A 22,138-nucleotide genomic window follows, 5' to 3' on the forward strand; every position below is an offset into this window, starting at 1 on the left:
TTTTAAAACAACCGGCAACTTTCATTGCCGGCTATTTTATTATTCAACCGTTTTTTTCTTTTTTAGGATTTCTTTTCCTGCAATTACGGATGCTGCTGCCGCAAGAACCATCATCATTGGCGCCGCAGTCGAATCTCCTGTCACCGGTTTCTTTCCAGTTTCATCTGAGCCACCGGTAGACGGAGTATCTGGTTTCTTATTTTCCTCTTTTTTCACTAAATCCTTAGCCGCCTTTGCAAGTTTCTCCGTAGCTGCCTTGATTTCCTCTGCTGTTGCATCTTCATCATCAAGCACTGTCTTGGCATTTGTGAGTGCTTCTTTATATACTTTCCAGCTGTCTGCTGTGTAGTCAGCTTCTTTGTAGTATGAAACACATTCATTGTAGTATTTTTCCAAAGCGCTCTTATCTACTTCGCTCGGTACTACAGGTTTGTCAGCTTTTTCTAACTGTTCAACTGCTGCTGCCAACTGTCCCTCTGCTGCATCTACAGCATCCTGATCAGCTTCCGGATCTTCCATAACTACTTTCGCCTGAGCAAGTGCATCTTCAAATACTTTTATGCTCTCTGATGTATATCCGCTCAGATCCATCTTTTCTGCTTCTTTGATTAAGTCTTCCAATTTGTCTTTGTTTACTTCATCCGGATCTACCGGTGTGTCAGATTCTTCAAACTTAGCAACCAATGTCAGGTTATCCTCCGGTGTTACTTTGTAAGAAGCTTCCTTGCTCACTTCGTTTCCGAAAATGTCATACCAGCCAACGAATTTGTTTCCTTTATCTGCTTTTGCAGTAAATGTAACTTCCTCGCCTTTGTTAATCTGCTCTTTTGAAACTTCTGCTGTTCCTTTTCCTTCCACATATGTGCTGATGCGAAGTGGTACTTTTGTCAAGTCCTCTGTTCCTCCAAGCACTTTGAACTCTGCCGCACTACCGAAATCATTCTGTCCTTTTGTAACTGTCAGTCTTAATTTTGATGTGTTGATTGGTTTAAATCTCACATTTTTCTCAGATCCATTAGAAGACCATGTTCCTTTATCTACAGCTTTCTGCCAGTTTCCGGAAGCATCTTGATACTCCAATGTATATTCTAAGATATATCCATTATTTCCTGTCTGTCTTGGCATATAGTAGAATCCATTGATATCGTAATTCTTCTTCATATCAATTGTGATCACAGCCGGAAGTGGTTTCTTGTTTGGCGACCACTGTGTATGCCAGATTGTAGAAATATTATTATCAAATGCATTTGTAATTTTTCCATCTGAGTTTTCGTTGTCAGCTGTCACTGTGAAGTCTTTTGAATCGATTGCTCCCTCTGTCAAATCTTCTTTTACCACTTTAGAAGTCAACACAATGTTATCGATCACTGCGTTTACCGCATTTGTCTTAGAACCAATTCGTTCTGTCGGCAATGACAATGACGCACGTGAGATATTAGATGCTTTCAAATCGCCTTCATATGTGTAGCTTCCTGTTGCAGAATATTTCTTGCCATCTGCAATCAGAGAAGTCACATCTCCGTCTGTTCTGATTGTCAGAGATACTTTCTGATTTACCGGAAGTTTATATCCAAAGGAATAGTCATAACCTTCTCTTGTAAATCCAAGTGTTCCATCTTCCATAATACGGATATCATATGTTCCATATTCTGCGTCTGCCTCGAATAAAATTTCTCCAGGCATTCCAGGTTTTTTCATTGTAATGTCGAAAGAAAGTTCCTTTCCAGGGCCAACACGGTCAAGCGGAGTAGAAACATAGCTTTCTTTTCCGTTCAATACAAATGCTTTATCTTCTACTTTTGCATTCACTGCATCTTTTGCATCATATCCGTTTCCGGATTCGTCATTCAATCCTTCATCGAAATCATAAGAAACGATTGTGTCACCTTTGCTGTCCACTTTATCGTATGCGTTTGTGCGAGGAGCTTCTCCAACTGCTTCGCTGACTTCTGTTGCCTCTGCGTAAGTCTTTTCTTCATCTCCCCACAAACTTGATGCGTAGAATGGAGCTGCATCGTTGAAACGGTCATAAATTTCCATCTCAGAAAGACCATTCGCTTTCTTATCTACCATGTCATTCCAGATTGCATAAGCTCCACCGAGTGTCTGTTCAGAACCAACCGGAACTCCCATACGTTTTGCCGGATCATAATTGCTGTATAAGTGCTGTTTATTCAAATAATCACCATAATATCCGGCTGCCGGAACAATGTAAACTGTTCCATCGTTCATATCAATCAGATCATATCCTTCTTTGTACATCTCTTTTGGATTTGCCCAACCGTCATTCCAGATATTCATCTGTACATCTTCGCTTCTTACATCTGTCTGACCTTTTCTTGCAGTAAGACTTCCCCAAAGACGAACTTGATTACCTTTCTCTTGAACATGTGCTAACAAATCATCTGTAAATTGGCGGAACTGTTCTTTATATGTTTCTGAATATTCATCTGTTCCGATATTAACAATTGTCTCTTCATCGAATACAGGATTCTCACCTTCCAAATATTCATCCCAAAGACCTTCTACAAATTCTAAAGACTTCGCATATGGCGTTTCACTTGCATCACCCCCACTAGGAGTTGCCAAATTAAAGTGATCATTCTCACGTCCATTTCCACCCATTTTAAGGTCTGGACGAACCTTTGTAAATGCAAGAGAGTGTGCCGGTGTATCGAACTCAGGTACAATATCCATACCGATTTCACGGTAATCCTGAATCACCTGACGCATCTCATCTTTTGTCCAGTACATGTCATCACTTGTCAAATCTGCCTTATTCAGATTTCCATCTGCTTTGATATCAGACTCCAAACGGAATCCCTCATATGCAGTCATCGGATCTTCTCCTGCAGTTGTGTAATCTTCCAAGAAGATATAGTTGTCATTTAAGTGAAGCTGTAAGTCGTTCATCTTGTACCATGCCATTGTCTTTGCAACTTCATTGACAATTTTCTTAGAGAATGGTCTTCTTCCGACATCAAGCATGAATCCACGCACTTCGTATTTTGGATAGTCACGCGCCTCACCTTTTGCGATTGTTCCATCTGTCTGTTTTAAAATCTGAAGAATACTTCTTGTTGCCCAGTATGCACCTGTTGAAGTTTCTGCTTCCACTGTAACTGAATCATCAATTTTCAGATTGTATCCTTCCTCTTTCAGACCTGTTCCTGCTTCTACAAGTGTAAAGAAGAAATCTCCGGCATTTGCGCTGTCCGCATATACAATTTCAAGATCTTTTCCAAATAAATCTTTATAATCTTTCTGGAACTCTGTTGCCGCTCTCTGAAGCGCTGCTTTATCTTTGTTTGCAACAACGATACGGCTGCCGTCCTTCACTGCAAACTCTCCGCCTTTTGCACCTTTCCACTCAGCAAGTTCCGGAATTACTGCTGGCTTTGCGTTGTCTCCCTCTTCCTGCTCGTATTTACCGGTAACAGTCATTGTATATTCTTTCGAGTCAACTGCTTTTCCATCTTTTCCTTCTGCTTTTACATTGAAGTTCATCTTAATCTGCTGTGTAACCAACGGCTGATAAACTGTCAAGTCTCTGTCTAAAATCTGCTCATAGTCTGCTCCGACAAAGCTTATTTCAAACCCTTCCGGAACTTCCGGCATTGTAAATTTCTTAGAATCACCTTCGATCGATTCAGGCAGCTCTAAGTTATCTGCAACTTCCTGTGGATCCTGAGTGTTTTCCGGCTCTTCTAATTTTCCGGCATAAGTCTCAAACTCCCAGATACCAACTGTGTTCCATGTTACCTCAGCTCCGTTTTCCGGCGCCCCTTTTGGATCGAATTCTTCAATGAAAAGGCGTACATGCTGTGTGTTGATCGGTTCATCTAAGTTGATAATCTGCTGATAGCTGTCTGGTTTTTTCTCAAAACTTACAACCGGCTCCCAGTTTGTACCGTCTGACGATTTTTCCAAACGATATTTTGTTGCATTCGTGCGCTCCCAGTGAATCTTGAATGACTGGATAGAAATTTCTTTTCCATAATCTAAGCTAATCCAGTGTTGTCCTAACTTAGCCGGACTTGCCCAACGCGTTGTATCATCTCCGTCAACTACTTTACTAGGTTGGAATTTTTCAAGATTATCTTCATATCCGTCTGCTGCTACTGTTGCACCTTCACTCAAGTTCTCAGCCTCTCCGAGTACTTTGAACTCATAGAGAGATACAGACTGCCAGTTACCCGGGTTCAACGTATACCCGTTCACCGTCAAACGAACAAAACGTCCTGTTGCAGCTTTCTCAAGATTGATCCTGCTTGTAAGAGATGTAATATTCTTACCATCTTCCTTTACATAAACATCTTTATAAGTACCATCTTCTGTGTCAGAAACAGAAATCTTGAAATTTGTAATATTGGTTCTCTCCCACTCAATTACAAACTGACTGAATGTCTTTACAGCCCCCAAGTCTAATGTCAACGTTCTCGCTTCCTGTGTGGTGCTCTGTGCTGTTGACCAGCGTGACTGTTCCGGTTTCTCAGCATCACGATTCACAATGCCATCTACCGCTTTCTCCGGTCCCCACTGATTTGCCAGTTCCTGATTGCTCGCAGTTACTTTTGAATTAAGAGCATAGTTAACCTCATAACCCGCTTTCTCTTCCACATTTTCTGCCTTTACAGCCGGCGCTACAGTTACAGACCCCAATACCATTGCCGCAGAAAGGGCGCCTGCACTTGCACGCATCCATGTTCCTTTTTTCTTCATATCTTTCCTCCTCATTATTTATTATCAGACGAATCTTTACAGCAGGAAAATATTCTGCTTTGCACTAAAAAACCGAACTTTTGGAACAGACTATACAATTTTACATTATATACTCTGTTCCAAAAGTTCGGTTTTGCCTAAAAAGTAACAACCCGCCTGTATAATATTAATTTTATTAAAGCACTTTTTGCCAAAATTTGCAAGTGAATATTTTATTCTAAATCCTATATCGTTAGATTTCCTCTTTCATCTTCCTTATTCAATTTGCTATTTCTGTGTATTCAGCTGCTTGTATTTCTTATAAATTCAAGAAAAACCCCGGAAACTTGCGTTTCCGGGGTATAAATTCAATTAGTTCAAATCACAAATCAACGATTACTCAATGATTGTAGCAACTCTTCCTGAACCTACTGTACGTCCACCTTCACGAATAGCGAAACGTAAACCTTGTTCCATAGCTACTGGGTGAATTAATTCGATTGACATTTCTACGTTGTCACCAGGCATGCACATTTCTGTACCTTCTGGTAAGTTACAAACACCTGTTACGTCAGTTGTTCTGAAGTAGAACTGTGGTCTGTAGTTGTTGAAGAATGGTGTATGACGTCCACCTTCATCTTTTGTCAATACGTAAACCTGAGCTGTGAATTTGTGGTGGCAAGTTACACTACCTGGTTTAACAAGACACTGTCCTCTTTCGATTTCAGTTCTCTGAACACCACGAAGTAATGCACCGATGTTATCACCAGCTTGAGCTTCGTCAAGAAGTTTACGGAACATCTCGATACCTGTGATAACAACTTTACGAGATTCTTCTTTGATACCAACGATTTCAACTTCGTCAGATACGTGAAGTGTACCACGTTCTACTCTACCTGTAGCAACTGTACCACGTCCTGTGATAGAGAATACGTCTTCTACTGGCATCAAGAATGGCTGATCTGTTGCTCTCTGTGGATCTGGAATGTAGCTATCTACTGCATCCATAAGTTCCATAATTTTGTCTCCCCATTCTCCGTTTGGATCTTCAAGAGCTTTAAGAGCTGATCCCTGGATGATTGGAGTATCATCTCCTGGGAATTCGTATTCATCTAATAATTCACGAATTTCCATTTCTACTAATTCTAATAATTCTTCATCGTCAACCATGTCACATTTGTTCATGAATACTACGATGTAAGGTACACCTACCTGACGAGAAAGTAAGATGTGCTCTCTTGTCTGAGCCATAACACCATCAGTAGCAGCTACAACAAGGATAGCACCATCCATCTGAGCAGCACCTGTGATCATGTTTTTAACGTAATCGGCATGTCCTGGGCAGTCAACGTGAGCGTAGTGACGTTTTTCTGTTTCGTACTCAACGTGAGCTGTAGAAATTGTGATACCACGTTCTCTTTCTTCTGGAGCTTTGTCGATGTTTTCGAAATCTACAGCAGCGTTACCAGCAACTCTTGCTGCAAGAGTTTTTGTGATAGCAGCTGTTAAAGTTGTTTTACCATGGTCAACGTGTCCGATTGTACCAATGTTAGCATGTGGTTTTGTTCTTTCAAATTTAGCTTTAGCCATTTTGAATAATCCTCCTTAATTATATGCCCCTTATAAAGGGGCTTTTTTCATATTTTTGATTTACTCGGTTATCTCTGATTATATTTCAAATCATATAGATTTTCAAGTCTTTTTAAGATTTTCGTCCCGAAAATTAGTAAGAATTATGCATTTTTATTAGATAATACTTTTTCCTGAACGTTCTTCGGTACTGGTTCATATTTCTCAAAGAACATAGAGTAGTTACCACGTCCCTGAGTTCTTGAACGTAAGTCTGTAGAGTATCCAAACATTTCTGACAATGGAACGTAAGCTCTTACGATCTTACCGCCGCCTAAGTCATCCATACCTTCGATACGTCCACGACGTGCATTGATGTCACCGATAACATCACCCATATATTCTTCCGGCATTGTTACTTCAACTTTCATGATTGGCTCAAGAAGTACCGGAGCCGCCTTTGCCATAGCATCTTTGAATGCTAAAGATCCGGCAATATGGAATGCCATTTCACTTGAATCGACTTCATGGTAAGAACCATCGTATACAGTAGCTTTAATACCAACTACCGGGAATCCACCAAGTGTACCAGATTTCATAGCTTCTTCAATACCTTCTCCTACTTTTGGAATGTATTCTTTTGGAATCGCTCCACCTACTACTGTAGATTCAAAGAAGAATGTCTGCTCGCCATTGACATCTGTTGGCTCAAATTTAACTTTACAGTGTCCGTACTGTCCACGTCCACCTGACTGTTTTGCATATTTGCTGTCTACATCAACTGCTTTTGTGAATGATTCTTTGTAAGCAACCTGCGGTGCACCTACGTTCGCCTCTACTTTGAATTCACGAAGAAGTCTGTCTACGATGATTTCAAGGTGAAGCTCACCCATACCAGCGATGATTGTCTGACCTGTTTCCTGATCTGTATGAGCACGGAATGTCGGGTCTTCTTCTGCAAGTTTTGCTAAGGATTCACCAAGTTTACCCTGAGAAGCTTTTGTTTTTGGTTCAATAGCTAACTCGATAACCGGCTCTGGGAATTCCATAGATTCAAGAACTACCGGATGCTGTTCATCACAGATTGTATCTCCAGTTGTAGAGAATTTGAATCCGATCGCAGCTGCGATATCTCCTGAATATACTTTGTCAAGCTCTTCTCTTTTGTTTGCATGCATCTGAAGGATACGTCCAACACGTTCTTTCTTTCCTTTTGTTGCATTCAATACATAAGAACCTGAGTTCATTGTTCCAGAGTAAACTCTGAAGTATGCTAACTTACCTACGAATGGGTCAGTCATAATCTTAAATACTAATGCTGAGAAAGGACCTTCATCAGAAGATTCTCTTACAACATCGTTTCCGTCTTCATCAACACCCTGGATAGCAGGAATGTCAAGTGGTGAAGGCATGAATTCGATAACTGCATCAAGAAGTTTCTGAACACCTTTGTTTCTGTAAGCTGTACCACAGCATACCGGAACAGCTGCACAAGTACATGTTCCTTTTCTTAATGCTGCTTTCAATTCTTCTACAGATGGTTCTTCTCCTTCTAAATATGCCATCATTAAATCATCGTCTAATTCGCAGATTTTTTCTACTAATTCTGTACGATATAACTCAGCATCATCTTTCATATCTTCCGGAATATCAACGATAGAAATGTCATCACCTTTATCATCATTGTAGATATAAGCTTTCATTTCAAATAAATCGATGATTCCTTTGAAGTCATCTTCTTTTCCGATTGGCAACTGAATGCAGATTGCATTTTTACCTAATCTTGTCTTAATCTGTTCAACTGCTGCGTAGAAGTTGGCACCTAAAATGTCCATCTTATTGATGAATGCCATTCTTGGTACGTTGTATGTGTCAGCCTGACGCCATACGTTTTCTGACTGTGGTTCAACTCCACCTTTTGCACAGAATACACCTACTGCACCATCAAGTACACGGAGTGAACGCTCAACTTCTACAGTAAAGTCAACGTGTCCCGGAGTATCAATGATGTTGATACGGTGCTCTAAAGCGCCAGCTTTAGGTTTGCAGTTTTCCTGCAATGTCCAGTGACATGTTGTAGCTGCTGAAGTGATTGTGATACCTCTTTCCTGCTCCTGAGCCATCCAGTCCATAGTAGCAGTACCTTCGTGAGTATCACCAATTTTATGGTTAACACCAGTATAGTATAAGATACGCTCTGTTGTTGTTGTTTTACCAGCATCAATATGAGCCATAATACCGATGTTTCTTGTTCTCTCTAATGGATATTCTCTTCCAGCCAAGATTTTTTCCTCCTATTATTTGAATCAATTTCAGCAAGCTGAAATTAGAAACGGTAATGAGCAAATGCTTTGTTTGCTTCTGCCATTTTGTGCATGTCTTCTTTCTTCTTTACAGATGCGCCTGTGTTGTTAGCTGCATCAAGAATTTCGTTTGCCAATCTTTCTTCCATTGTTTTTTCTCCTCTTTTACGAGAATACAATGTAATCCAACGAAGCGCTAAAGCCTGTCTTCTGTCAGCTCTTACTTCGATCGGCACCTGGTATGTTGCACCACCGATACGTCTTGCTTTTACTTCAAGTACCGGCATAATGTTGTTCATTGCTTCTTCAAATACTTCGATAGCTGGTTTATCAGCTTTCTCAGCAACTCTTTCAAATGCTCCGTATACAATCTTCTGTGCTACACCTTTTTTACCATCTAACATAATGTTATTGATAAGTTTTGTAACCACTTTGTTGTTGTATAATGGATCCGCTAATACGTCTCTTTTTTGAGTATGTCCTTTACGTGGCACGGTTCTTCCCTCCTTAATTATGGTTTCGAAATTTTCATTTCTAATAAAATTAATTCATCGGTACTCACATTTTCTGAAATATGAATGTGTTCGCGCGGGACTTACTATCTATCGATATAACCCGCAACCTACAGGAATCATAGTTCTGTTTGTGATACGATTGTTACATAAAATGTAGTTCGCACTACACTCGCGCTATGCACTTGCTAATATTCTATTTCTTAGCGTCTTTTGGTCTCTTAGCTCCGTATTTAGAACGAGCCTGACGTCTCTTTGCAACACCTGCTGTATCAAGTGTTCCACGAACGATATGGTATCTTGTACCTGGTAAGTCTTTAACACGACCTCCACGGATAAGAACAACACTATGTTCCTGAAGATTATGTCCCTCTCCTGGGATATAGCTTGTTACTTCGATACCGTTAGAAAGACGAACTCTGGCAATCTTTCTAAGAGCTGAGTTAGGTTTTTTAGGTGTAGCTGTCTTAACTGCTGTACAAACACCTCTCTTCTGTGGTGCTGAAGCATCCGTAGCTCTCTTTCTTAAAGAGTTATATCCTTTCTGAAGAGCTGGTGCTGTTGATTTCTTTACAGAAGTCTGACGTCCCTTTCTTACTAACTGGTTAAATGTTGGCATTCCTTTCACCTCCTATGAATACTGTTGGTTGCTGTTTAAACTTATTCTAAGTTCTAAGTGCACAAAAAACAACGCGTTTCTTTGCACACTTAGACAGTGTAGTATGATTCTTCCCAAAAGTCAAGTATCGAAATCAAAAAAATAAGAAATAATCCCAAAAACTCAATTATTCCTTACTCTTTTCAAGCTAACTCATCATATTTCTATATTCATTTGCCGACATTCCGGCAATTTTCTTAAATACTCTGGAAAAATGAGCCATATCCAGAAAACCTACCAACTCTGCAATCTCACCAATTCGAAGGGACTGATCTTTCAACAGCTCCTGCGCCTTTCTAATCCTTGTCATATTCAAAAGTTCTGAAAAGCTGTGTCCCATATGTTTATTCAGTAATTTGCTCAAATGCCACTGACTCACATAAGTCTGCTCTGCCACTTCCGATAGAGTCAGCCGCTCTGCATAATGCATCTCTATATATTTCATTGCATTTTTTACAATAAAACTATTCGCCATCTCACACTTTTCTTTTGGCTCTTCCGCCTTAGGAAGTTTTGCTTTCTTTTCAAGTTTTTGAATCATTGCCTCTACCGCTTCTTCAATTTCTTCCATGCTGGATGGTTTCAAAAGAAATCTGCGCACATCAAGCCGCACTGCCTCCTGTGCATATTCAAAATCGCGATATCCGGTCAAAATACTGATCTCCATATCCGGAAACTCTGACTTTAAGCCTGCTATCATCTTTAACCCGTCAACTCCCGGCATGGCAATATCAGAAAAAACAAGATCAGGCTGATACTGTTCGATAATCTTGCGACCTTCTTCCCCATCACTTGCTGTTGCAACAACTTTGCAATTCCACTGTTCCCAAGGAAGTGTCTTGCATAATCCTTCTACGATAATCGATTCATCATCAACAATTACTACTTTGTTCACTTCTCACACCCTCTGCCTTACATCAACAAACCATCTTTTATTATACACATCCACTAAAACTTGTCAAAACTTTTCCTTCAATTTAGTTAAAATCGCATCTAAAAACGCCCTGTCTCTTCCAAACGTTTCCTCACATTTTCTCGGCTATCCTGTTCCATATGGCTTTTCTCCTCACCCATCGGAATTGTGATTGTAGAGACAATATATTCTCCTTTCTGCTCAATACAAAGACCATACTGTTCTCCATAAATCAGTTTCACTCGTTCATTGATATTTCGAATTGCAAGCGAAATATGATGTCCCCTTCCCTCGGCAACTTCCTCAGGTTTCTGATTCAATAATGTCTCTATTTTTTCTTTTACATCCTTTGTGAGTGGCTTTCCGCTATTCATTACTTGAAGATACAGATTTTCTGCATTACTGTATATTTTTATTTTGATCATCCCCTGTTTTATTTGTTCAATACCGTGAACGACCGCATTCTCTATCATTGGCTGGAGCACAAGCTGAGGAACTTTGACAGGAAGCAGTTTCTGATCAATCTCCTTCTCCACGGTAAGTCTCTTTCCAAAACGCTTTGATATAATATGAAAATATGCATCCGCACAGCGAAGTTCCCGCGAAAGCGTTGTCAGACGCTTTGATTCCCGATTCATATTATAATCAAGCACAACCCCTAAAGATTCAATCATGCTCGACACCTCCAGATTGCCTGACATTCTTGCCTGCCAGTTCATCATTTCCAGCGTGTTATTTAAAAAATGAGGATTGATCTGCGCCTGAAGCGCCATGATTTTTGCATCTTTCCTTGCCATTTTTTCATCATAAGCATAATCAAACAGATATTTCACTTGTTTTGACATCTTATTAAATGCTTCCCGCAAATATTCAAACTCGATATTGGGCATCTTTTCATCCTGCACAACTGTCCCTATTGCCCCTCGCTCAATCGCTTTTGATGCTTCAATCATCTTTGTAATCGGCTCTGATATATGAAGTCTCAAAAAATAAAATACATATATCAGCAATGGTATCATAATTAGAATAATAAAAATAATGGCTTTGTAAAACTCATATACTTCAATATACAACTGCTTATTCTGTGACATATAGATAATCCCCAGATTATAATCGTTCTGCCCATGACTTCTCATATAGCCGCTGTACTCCAGATTATGTATGCTAATATACTGTTCCGATTGATTCTGATCAAACTTTTCTAAAAGCTTTTCTTCAATTTCTTTCTGCCATTCACCCTCAATATTTCCATGTATCATCACCCGATTTTGGGATTGATCCAAATAAATAGCAGTCTCTTCTGCAATTTGGGATTTGATATCGTGAAACAATCTGGATACATTCATCTCAATTGCCAACGTTCCAAATTTCTCATTTTCAAAATCAGTATACAAATTACGCACAATAAAAATGCGCCCACTAATCACAAATATCTGTGTATCCGAACAGTCCTGCTGTCTAAATTCCTGAATTGTAGGATCTATCTTTTCCATATAGTCAAAATAAGTAGACTCTTGCCTCGCACTATAACAGAAAGGTCCTTCTTGGTTCACCTCATAAAATGAAAGCGCATCATATCTCTGATCCAGTTGAAACATCCGGTCGAGACGTTTTTTTACACGCTCATAAAATACATTTTCTGACTTTTCCCCACTGTGATATTCTATCCACGCATCCTCATATTCTTCATCATACGTTGCTGCCTTGCAAATTTCAATTGCATGGTTCAGTCTCCCGGAAATCAGTGATGTGACATATTTCATTTCACTTTCCACCATAGATTCTGTCTTTTCGATAATTCCCTGTCTATAGGAGCTTGTTACAAATAGGACAATAAAGAGCACCGGCACAATCCCACATAGCACGATAAGTCCCATAAGTCTGTTGTTCAACGATTTTCCCCACTCTTTTCTTTTTTTTCTCAAAACAAAACACTCCTCTATTCTTATTTCCAACCGACAAAAAAGGAATTCAAAATATGAAAGGGAAGTGTCGTATAAAGACACAAATCCACCATATTTTTCCTTCCTTCTCTCTCGACACTATTTTGTTTTCGCATCAAAACGTTGAGCAAAACAAACAGAAACATTACCATCTGCTATAGTCCTAATACATCTGAAATTTTTCCCATCTCTTCCAATGCAATATCAATCAGGTCATCCAGACTTAACTTTGTAAACTCGATGGATTCCATGTAATCACGGTTCGCACCTGCCGCAAATCTCATCTCATTAAAACGTTTCATAACGGATTTGTGCTTTACGCTTGCAATCTTCTTATCCGGATAAATCTGTGCAACTGCCTTTACAAATCCGCTCATTGGGTCTGCCGCCAGCACTGCGTACTGAAGATTCGTCTTTGCTTTTACACCACATTTTGGATTGTGTGCACAGATTGCGTCATGTAGCACCTTATCATCCACTCCTTCTTTTTTCAGAATTTCAACAGAAGTAGGTCCGTGTACTTCCGGATGGTTCTTCCAATCACAATGTTCTTCATCTAGATCATGCAACAAACCTACAACTCCCCAAAACTCTTCTTCCTCTGGCGCAAGTCTCTTTGCAATCCCTTTCATAATCGCCTCCACCGCATAAGAATGTTGAATGTAAGCCTCTCCTTTCATATATTTCATCAAAATACCATGTGCCTGTTCTCTTGAAATACTCATTTTTCCAAACTCCTTTTCCAAAACTTTTCTCATCTATTCTAATACAAATCCTACTTTCTGTAAATACTCTTTATTTTTGAGTAAATTCTCAATAATTCTACAATAAGTTATTCTATTTCTTGTTTTTCCCCCATAACACTAAGAATTGGCAAATAATGCCAAGATATACAATTGTATTTTGTCATAAGTCATAGGATAATAGGAACAGTTTGAAAAACACACAAATATTTTAAAGAATTAGGAGAATAATTATGCATTACTCAGGACCTTACAAACTTCAATTGAATTTAGAAATCTCCAGTTCAAATATGTTGGAAATTCTAAAACAACTATCCAGACTTACAAAAGACACTGATATCAATACGTCTTTTACCCTTCCCGAAGCTATACACGACACTTCTGGCGAACATTTGGAAACCCATGTCGTATCACTCATTCACGAAATTGGTATTCCATCACACATCATGGGGTATCAGTACTTAAAAGATGCAGTACACATCACAATGCGCGACCGAGATACCATCAACTCAATCACTAAAGTACTGTATCCGGAGATTGCGACAAAAAACAACACAACTTCAAGTCGAGTTGAACGAGCTATACGGCATGCAATTGAAATCGCATTTACAAGAGGAAACGCAGAATTTATCACCTCTTTATTTGGTTATAGTATCAATCCCGCCACTGGCAAACCTACAAATTCCGAATTCATTGCTGTTCTTTCCGACTATCTTCGCATGAAACATCGTTAATTTCCCCAAACAAAAGAAAAAATCATCGGTCTCTAAAAAGATTCCGATGACTTTTTCTTTTAAAATCACTTTTAATATGCTTCGACAATCTCTTTCAATAATTTCCATACATTGTCAATAGACTGTTTCGACACACGCTCCTTGACCGTATGCACATCCATCATATCTGGTCCCATAGAGATAATATCTACATTCTCCATCTTACCATCCCAGAAGCCACATTCCAGCCCTGCATGAATCGCCTCGATCACCGCCTTCTTTCCAAATAACGTTTCATATTTTTCAATTGCAAGATCACGCAGTGGCGATTCTTTTTTAAATTCCCAACCCGGATAATCACTTGAAGAGATACTCTTTCCACCAAGTACATCTGCAACTGCTTCAATCTGGCTCTTAACAATGGATTTCTGTGACTCTACCGAACTTCTGACAAGACTTCCAATCACAAGCTTTCCGTCTTCTTCTTCCATCACACCTAAGTTTGTCGATGTCTGAACAAGACCTTTTACGCCCATTGACCAGCTTATGATTCCATTTGGCAAAAGCAGTAACGCATTCTTCACATTCCAAGCTGTCTTTTCTGTGTAAACCATACAGCTGTCCACTTCTGGTTTGATCTTGCTAAGAATCTCTACTTCATCTGAGAACTGCAATTCATTCTGAAATATAGCTTCGCATGCTTTCAGGCGTTCTGTAAATCGCTCTACATCTTCCGGTCTCACAAAGCATTCCATCTTTGCAGAATGGCAAATGACGTTCATCTTTCCTTTCGCCTCTACTGCCCCGATTTCAAAATCGAAATCGTTCAGCGCATAGAGGATTCGTCCTAAAAGCTTGATTGCATTTCCTCTCTCTAAGTGAATATCCGCGCCGGAATGTCCACCTTTCAATTTGCCGAATGACACTTCCACCGGCACATATTTGCCATGCTTTTCTTCTCTTTCTATCGGAAGTTCAAATGTATTGCGCACTCCACCGGCACATCCGACACAAAAGATTCCCTCTTCTTCCGAATCTAGATTGATCAGCGCCTTTCCTTCCAGCACACTCATATCTAAATTCTCTGCACCTTTCATGCCGACTTCTTCATCCACCGTAAAAATGAATTCCAACGGCGGGTTCTTGATATCTTTGCTGTCCAAAAGCATCAATGCATAGCAAACTGCAATTCCGTTATCTGCCCCAAGTGTCGTATCTTTTGCGTAAAGGAACTCTCCATTGTCAAGCACCCCAATTCCATCTTCATAACAATGATCGGAATCTTCGGTCTTCACATAGACCATATCAATATGTCCCTGAAAAATAATTGGTCTTCTATGCTCTTCTCCAGGAAACGCAGGTTTCTTAATAATGACATTGTTGTATTCATCCTGAATCACTTCAAGATTACGTTCTTTTGCAAACGCCACCAAATAATCACTAATTGCCTGCTCATCTCCTGAAGTCCTTGGTATTTTTGAAATCTGTTTAAAATAAGAAATAATCTTTTCTAAATCTGTCATCTTTACTCCTTAAACCGGTACAACTGTTAATTCTTTGCTTAAATTGTTCAGTACTTCACATCCGTCTTCTGTAATCAGTACCAAATCTTCAATACGAACACCTGCTACACCCGGAACGTAGATACCTGGTTCCACTGAGAAACACATACCCGGTTTCAATACATTTTCATTGATTCCAGAAACATCACCGTATTCATGAACTTCCATACCAATGTTATGACCTGTTCTGTGCGTGAAATATTCTCCGTATCCCATCTCTGTAATATAGTCACGCGCTGCATTGTCAACATCACAATATCTTGCTCCCGGTTTTGCCGCTGCAATTCCACGTCTGTTTGCCTCTAAAACGATCTCATAGATCTTTCTCGCTTCGTCAGATACCTCTCCGATGAACACTGTTCTTGTCATATCTGCACAGTATCCGTCTTTGATACATCCGATATCAAGCACTACCGCATCTCCGACTTTTCCTGTAGAATTGTCTGACTCATGATGTGGGTCAGCTGCATTATCTCCATATGCGATAATTGGCTCAAATGAGTGTCCTTCTGCTCCGAGTTCCAGATAGATCTCTAAAAGCTTATCTCCCATCTCAAGTTCTGTATAACCTTTTGATACAAGCGGAATCAGTTTTTCACACCCAAGATCATTCAATCTGGAAGCCTGTCTCATCAAGTCCTGTTCTTCTGCACTCTTAATCTGACGGATATTATCAACGATGAATGAAGCATTGATATATTCTGTTCCCACGCCAAGCTCCATCAGACGAAGTAAAAATTTTGCAGGCCAGATCTTGTCAACTCCGATTTTTGTTCCTTTTCTCATGTAACTTGCTAATTTTGCTACACAGTCCTCTGTATCGTCAAAGTAAATAACTTCTACTCCCATCTCAGGTTGTGGGAATAACTTTCCGATAACAAATTTGTGATTTCCTTCCACATCCAGATACAATACCTGCATTCTTTCCATACAGTTTACATAGCGTCCTGTCAGATAATTGATAGATGCCGGGTCTGAAATGAGCAGTTGCTCAATTCCTGTCTCTTTCATTGATTCTAATACTCTGTTTAATTTGTTTTGATCCATGGTTACACACCTCGTCTTCATTTTTTTAGTCAAATTCATTATAAGCTCCCGCTATTTAAAAGTCAATCTGGCATCGGTCGCTTTTCCAAACAAATCCCCCTGCATATAATCAAAAATCATATCTTCTACGAGCTTTAATTCTTCCATCTCTGCCACTCCTTCGAGGCAGACCTCTATCTCCATATCATGGCATATTTTTACTATAAACCGAATGAAATCCAAATCAAAACTGCTGTTGACGACACGGCGCACGATTGTCCTGTCCACCTTCACGATATCTACCAGATTGTTTTTCAGCAGACCAATCGATGCGTAATCTGCGCCAAAATCATCCAACATGATCTTCATCCCGCTTTCTTTGATAGCCCTGAAAGCCTGTTCGTAAATCTTCATATCGCTGATAAAATAACTGTCCACCACTTCAATTACTATCTTTTCCGATGGAACCCGCGAGTTTTTTACGATCATTATAATTTCCTGAATATAATTCCAATCCGAAAGCTGTGCATAAGACACATTCAGGTTCAAAGCCAGATTCCACCCCTCTGACATCCATTTTTTCAATGCCATGCATCCAGTCTGGAACATCCATCGTCCGACTGGATTCAATAGCCTGTTCTTTTCCAAAAACTTACTAAACTCATCATACTCTAGATTTGCAATCTGAGGGTTCTCCCACTGCAAAAGTGCTTCCACAGCTATGACTTCTTTCGTCTCTCCTTCTACAATCGGTTGATACTTTAAAGAAAATGCTCGAAAATTATCCGAAATATCTTCCTTTAACAGACGGAGAATATCCAGTTCTCTGGACCTGTACGCCAACATTTCTTGCGAGAACAGTTGCAGGCAGTCTCTTCCGTTTTCCTTAGCATATTGCAGCGCATAGTCCGCATACTCATACAGATCAACAAAAGAACCTGCATCTTTCGGATATTCTGCATATCCTGCGGACACCGTCATCAAAAGTCTCCGCTTTCCGTTTCCCCTGTAGCACTGGCTACGTGAACGTATCGCATCGTACAATTTTTTCACCATTTCTTCATTCGGATATTTCACAAGAATTCCAAAATGGTCTCCTTCTAACCTATAGACACGAATTCCCTCCGGCACCAACTCTAAAATTAATTTTGCCACTGTCTTTAACACCTTATCTCCGGTCTGCCTTCCATAAGCTTCATTAATATTTCGAAATGTGTCAATTCCTAAAATAAACATTCCAATCTCACCAAATACATTTTCTTCCAACATTTTAGTGAAATCTTCTAGAAAAACCTCACTTGTGTAAAGTGAAGTAAGTGCATCAATTCTCGGCTTTCTGTCAAGCTTACTTAAAACTCCGGCAAAAACTGCCGGTTCATTGTTCTCGTCACGCATCAGATATCCCCGACATTTCATCCATCGATACTCCCCATCTCTTGATTTGACTCGGAATTCTACAAGATGATTATCTCTTCCCTCTTTTCCAAGTTCCTTATTCGACAAATAAAAATGTTCCCAATCTTCAGGATGTACCACTTCTTTCCAATAGGGAAATGGATCTCTCAACAGTTCCCCAGGAAAATGGAACTCTTTTACCATTACAGAAGGATAACGATATACACCTGTCTTCATATTACAGATATAAATAAATTCATCTGTACTTCGAACTAAAGCATCATATAACAATTTTGTGTCATATGAAAATTCTTCCACCAAATTATTATTCAATTTCTCTCACCTCTTCTGACCGCAGAAAAGGAATGTGCAAAGCACATTCCTTTTTCTCTATTCTTGAACAGTCAGTTCCTCCGCATTTTCTTCTGTAACTTCCTCTTCCATTTCCTCTGTGGTTTCTTCTAAAATTTCTTCCACAACACTCTCTTCCACGGTTTCTTCTGATAATTCCTCAAAATCTTCCAAAGTAATCTCATCATCCATGTCAAGTTCTGTATCTAATTTTACATCGCGATACTTTCTCATACCTGTACCAGCCGGAATCAATTTACCGATAATTACATTTTCTTTCAGACCAATCAACGGATCGATTTTCCCTTTGATTGCCGCCTCTGTCAGAACTTTCGTTGTCTCTTGGAAAGAAGCTGCTGACAAGAAGGAGTTCGTAGCAAGAGAAGCTTTTGTAATACCAAGCATTACCTGTTCTCCGACTGCTGGTTCTTTTCCTTCTGCAATCAGTCTTTCATTTGTATCTTCAAAATCAAGTGTATCCACCATTGTTCCCGGTAAGAACTCAGAATCACCATTTTCCTCGATACGTATCTTCTTCAACATCTGACGAACAACAACTTCAATATGCTTATCGTTGATTTCTACACCCTGAAGACGATATACACGCTGTACTTCCTGAATCATATAATCCTGTACTGCACGTAAGCCTTTGATCTTCAAGATATCATGAGGATTCACGCTACCTTCTGTCAATTCATCTCCAGCGCCTAATTCTGCTCCATCCTGAACTTTAATTCTTGAACCATATGGAATCAAATAGGCTTTTGATTCTCCCGTCTCATTATTCGTAACAATAATCTCACGCTTCTTCTTTGTGTCATTAATTGTAGCAGTTCCACCAAATTCTGTAATAATTGCAAGTCCTTTTGGCTTTCTTGCCTCAAAAAGCTCTTCGACACGAGGAAGACCCTGTGTGATATCGCCACCGGCAACACCACCGGTATGGAATGTACGCATGGTCAGCTGTGTACCCGGTTCACCGATTGACTGAGCTGCGATAATACCAACAGCTTCACCAACCTGAACAGGCTCACCTGTCGCCATGTTCGCACCATAACATTTCGCGCAGACACCGATGTGTGATTTACAAGAAAGAATCGTACGAATCTTCACTTCTGTGATTGGACCGCCGTCTTTGCTCACACCATATTTCATTACTTGTTCTGCACGTTTTGGTGTTACCATGTGGTTTGCTTTTACAATGACATTTCCATCTTTATCATAAATTGTCTCACATACATAACGTCCTGTGATACGTTCCTGTAAGCTTTCAATCTCTTCTTTTCCATCCATGAATGCTTTTACATACATTCCCGGAATCTCTGCCCCTTCTTCCACACAGTCAATCTCACGGATGATCAAATCCTGAGATACGTCAACAAGACGTCTTGTCAGATATCCTGAATCGGCTGTACGAAGCGCTGTATCGGAAAGACCTTTACGAGCACCATGCGCAGACATGAAGTATTCGAGTACGTCAAGACCTTCACGGAAGTTTGACTTGATCGGCAACTCGATTGTACGACCTGTTGTATCTGCCATCAAACCACGCATACCTGCAAGCTGTTTGATCTGCTTGTCAGAACCACGGGCTCCGGAGTCCGCCATCATAAAGATGTTGTTGTATTTATCAAGTCCGTCAAGAAGCGCTTTTGTAAGTGCATCATCGGTATTCTTCCATGTCTCAACAACTTCTTTGTAACGCTCTTCCTCTGTGATAAGACCACGTTTGAAGTTTCTTGTGATTCTATCCACAGTATCCTGTGCTTCCTGAATCATCTGTGGTTTCTGTGGCGGCACTGTCATCTCAGAAATAGATACCGTCATCGCAGCTCTTGTAGAATATTTGTATCCTGTCGCTTTGATCTTATCAAGTACCTCTGCTGTAACAGTTGCTCCATGTGTATTGATAACTTTTTCAAGAATCTGTTTATTCTGTTTTTTACCTACGAGAAAATCTACCTCTAACAACAATTCGTTGCCCGGAATACTTCTGTCTACAAAACCTAAATCCTGAGGGATAATCTCATTGAACAAGAAACGTCCAAGTGTAGATTCTACATTTCCTGTAAGTGTCTCGCCGTTTGGCATTGACTTTGTCACACGTACTTTAATACGCGAATGAAGTGTGATTACTCCATTTTCATATGCAAGAATTGCTTCATTTAAGTTCTTGAAGCACTTTCCTTCTCCTTTTACTCCCGGTCTTTCTTGTGTCAGATAGTAAATACCAAGAACCATATCCTGTGAAGGAACGGCTACCGGACCACCGTCAGACGGTTTCAGTAAGTTGTTCGGAGATAACAGTAAAAAACGGCACTCTGCCTGAGCTTCTACGGAAAGTGGAAGATGGACAGCCATCTGGTCACCGTCAAAGTCGGCATTGTACGCAGTACATACGAGTGGATGAAGCTTGATTGCCTTACCTTCTACCAGAATTGGTTCAAATGCCTGAATACCAAGTCTGTGGAGGGTAGGGGCACGGTTTAACATAACCGGATGCTCTTTGATAACATCTTCTAGAACATCCCAAACTTCCGTCTGAAGTCTCTCTACCATTTTCTTTGCATTTTTAATATTATGAGCAGTACCATTTGCCACTAACTCTTTCATAACAAATGGTTTGAAGAGCTCAATCGCCATCTCTTTTGGAAGACCACACTGATAAATCTTAAGTTCCGGTCCTACCACGATAACGGAACGTCCTGAGTAGTCAACACGTTTTCCAAGTAAGTTCTGACGGAAACGTCCAGACTTACCTTTTAACATATCGGACAATGATTTTAACGCTCTATTACCAGGTCCTGTTACCGGACGGCCACGACGACCATTATCAATCAACGCATCAACAGCTTCCTGAAGCATTCTCTTTTCATTACGCACGATAATATCCGGTGCCCCAAGCTCTAACAGTCTTCTCAGACGGTTATTTCTGTTGATGATTCTTCTATACAAATCATTCAAGTCAGATGTTGCAAAACGTCCACCATCTAACTGCACCATCGGACGCAAATCCGGTGGGATGACTGGAATGACTGTCATGATCATCCATTCCGGTTTGTTTCCTGAACCACGGAAAGCTTCCACTACTTCAAGACGTTTTACGATTCTCGCTCTCTTTTGTCCCGTAGCTCCTTTTAAGCCTGCCTGTAGCTCTTCATATTCTTTATCTAAATCAATCGCCTGCAAAAGTTCCTGAATAGATTCAGCTCCCATGCCTACACGGAAAGCGCTTCCCCATTTTTCTCTTGCTTCCTGATACTCTTGCTCTGACAATACTTGTTTGTACTGTAAATCTGTCTCACCTTTGTCTAATACGATATAAGATGCAAAGTATAATACTTTTTCCAGTGTTCGCGGTGATAAATCAAGGATCAATCCCATACGGCTTGGGATTCCTTTGAAATACCAAATATGTGATACCGGTGCGGCAAGATCGATGTGCCCCATACGTTCACGACGAACACTTGCCTTTGTTACTTCAACACCACATCTGTCACACACAACACCTTTGTAGCGGATTTTTTTGTATTTACCACAGTGACATTCCCAGTCTTTGCTAGGTCCAAAAATCTTTTCGCAGAAAAGTCCGTCCTTTTCCGGCTTCAAAGTTCTATAGTTGATTGTCTCTGGTTTTGTTACTTCGCCTCTTGACCATTCCAAGATTTTTTCAGGTGACGCCAAACCGATTTTAATCGCATCAAAGGTCATCGGCTGGTATGCTGGTTCATTATTTGTTACTGGCATTA

The 22,138-nt window shown here is 40.1% G+C and carries 13 protein-coding genes; 1 reads left to right on the top strand and 12 read right to left on the bottom strand.

All coding sequences use genetic code 11. The features are described from left to right. Nucleotides 1-39: 39 nt before the first annotated feature. From ACTQXY_RS00175 to ACTQXY_RS00210, 8 genes are all read right to left on the bottom strand, one after another. Complete coding sequence (locus ACTQXY_RS00175) at nucleotides 40-4,722, bottom strand: discoidin domain-containing protein (RefSeq protein ID WP_441657776.1); 4,683 nt, start codon at nucleotides 4,720-4,722, stop codon at nucleotides 40-42. Between the two features lie 375 nt (nucleotides 4,723-5,097). After that, entirely contained in the window at nucleotides 5,098-6,291 is a 1,194-nt protein-coding gene (tuf, locus tag ACTQXY_RS00180) for an elongation factor Tu (RefSeq protein WP_004611878.1), read from the bottom strand. A 143-nt stretch (nucleotides 6,292-6,434) separates the two neighbouring features. Further along, nucleotides 6,435-8,552, bottom strand: coding sequence for an elongation factor G (gene fusA / locus ACTQXY_RS00185; protein WP_083382645.1), 2,118 nt, complete (start codon nucleotides 8,550-8,552; stop codon nucleotides 6,435-6,437). A 44-nt stretch (nucleotides 8,553-8,596) separates the two neighbouring features. Further along, nucleotides 8,597-9,067: a 30S ribosomal protein S7 gene (gene rpsG, locus ACTQXY_RS00190; protein WP_004611876.1), complete on the bottom strand. Its 471-nt coding sequence runs from the start codon at nucleotides 9,065-9,067 to the stop codon at nucleotides 8,597-8,599. Nucleotides 9,068-9,281: 214 nt separating this feature from the next. Further along, entirely contained in the window at nucleotides 9,282-9,704 is a 423-nt protein-coding gene (rpsL, locus tag ACTQXY_RS00195; RefSeq protein ID WP_158370334.1) for a 30S ribosomal protein S12, read from the bottom strand. A gap of 187 nt (nucleotides 9,705-9,891) precedes the next feature. Beyond that, the gene (locus tag ACTQXY_RS00200) at nucleotides 9,892-10,638 is read right to left on the bottom strand and encodes a response regulator transcription factor (protein ID WP_441657777.1); all 747 of its coding nucleotides are present in this window, start codon (nucleotides 10,636-10,638) and stop codon (nucleotides 9,892-9,894) included. Between the two features lie 98 nt (nucleotides 10,639-10,736). Beyond that, nucleotides 10,737-12,581, bottom strand: a complete 1,845-nt coding sequence (locus tag ACTQXY_RS00205; RefSeq protein ID WP_441657778.1) for a histidine kinase — start codon at nucleotides 12,579-12,581, stop codon at nucleotides 10,737-10,739. A 173-nt stretch (nucleotides 12,582-12,754) separates the two neighbouring features. Next, the gene (locus tag ACTQXY_RS00210) at nucleotides 12,755-13,324 is read right to left on the bottom strand and encodes an HD domain-containing protein (protein ID WP_441657779.1); all 570 of its coding nucleotides are present in this window, start codon (nucleotides 13,322-13,324) and stop codon (nucleotides 12,755-12,757) included. A gap of 251 nt (nucleotides 13,325-13,575) precedes the next feature. Here ACTQXY_RS00210 and ACTQXY_RS00215 point away from each other — a divergent pair, with 251 nt between their 5' ends. Beyond that, on the top strand, nucleotides 13,576-14,076 hold the full coding sequence (locus tag ACTQXY_RS00215; protein WP_441657780.1) for a sporulation initiation factor Spo0A C-terminal domain-containing protein: 501 nt from the start codon (nucleotides 13,576-13,578) through the stop codon (nucleotides 14,074-14,076). A gap of 71 nt (nucleotides 14,077-14,147) precedes the next feature. Here the strand turns inward: ACTQXY_RS00215 and ACTQXY_RS00220 are convergent, their stop codons facing one another. The 4 genes from ACTQXY_RS00220 to rpoC are packed head-to-tail and all read right to left on the bottom strand — an operon-like array spanning nucleotide 14,148 to nucleotide 22,136. Continuing rightward, complete coding sequence (locus ACTQXY_RS00220; protein ID WP_441657781.1) at nucleotides 14,148-15,578, bottom strand: beta-Ala-His dipeptidase; 1,431 nt, start codon at nucleotides 15,576-15,578, stop codon at nucleotides 14,148-14,150. 9 nt (nucleotides 15,579-15,587) lie between these two features. Then, complete coding sequence (locus ACTQXY_RS00225) at nucleotides 15,588-16,664, bottom strand: M24 family metallopeptidase (RefSeq protein ID WP_022249832.1); 1,077 nt, start codon at nucleotides 16,662-16,664, stop codon at nucleotides 15,588-15,590. A gap of 51 nt (nucleotides 16,665-16,715) precedes the next feature. After that, entirely contained in the window at nucleotides 16,716-18,371 is a 1,656-nt protein-coding gene (locus ACTQXY_RS00230) for an EAL domain-containing protein (protein WP_441657782.1), read from the bottom strand. 57 nt (nucleotides 18,372-18,428) lie between these two features. After that, nucleotides 18,429-22,136, bottom strand: coding sequence for a DNA-directed RNA polymerase subunit beta' (gene rpoC, locus ACTQXY_RS00235; protein WP_441657783.1), 3,708 nt, complete (start codon nucleotides 22,134-22,136; stop codon nucleotides 18,429-18,431). Nucleotides 22,137-22,138 lie beyond the last annotated feature (2 nt).

The organism is Faecalimonas sp. LCP19S3_D12, from assembly GCF_052121495.1.
In the GTDB taxonomy this organism is placed as follows: domain Bacteria; phylum Bacillota; class Clostridia; order Lachnospirales; family Lachnospiraceae; genus Faecalimonas.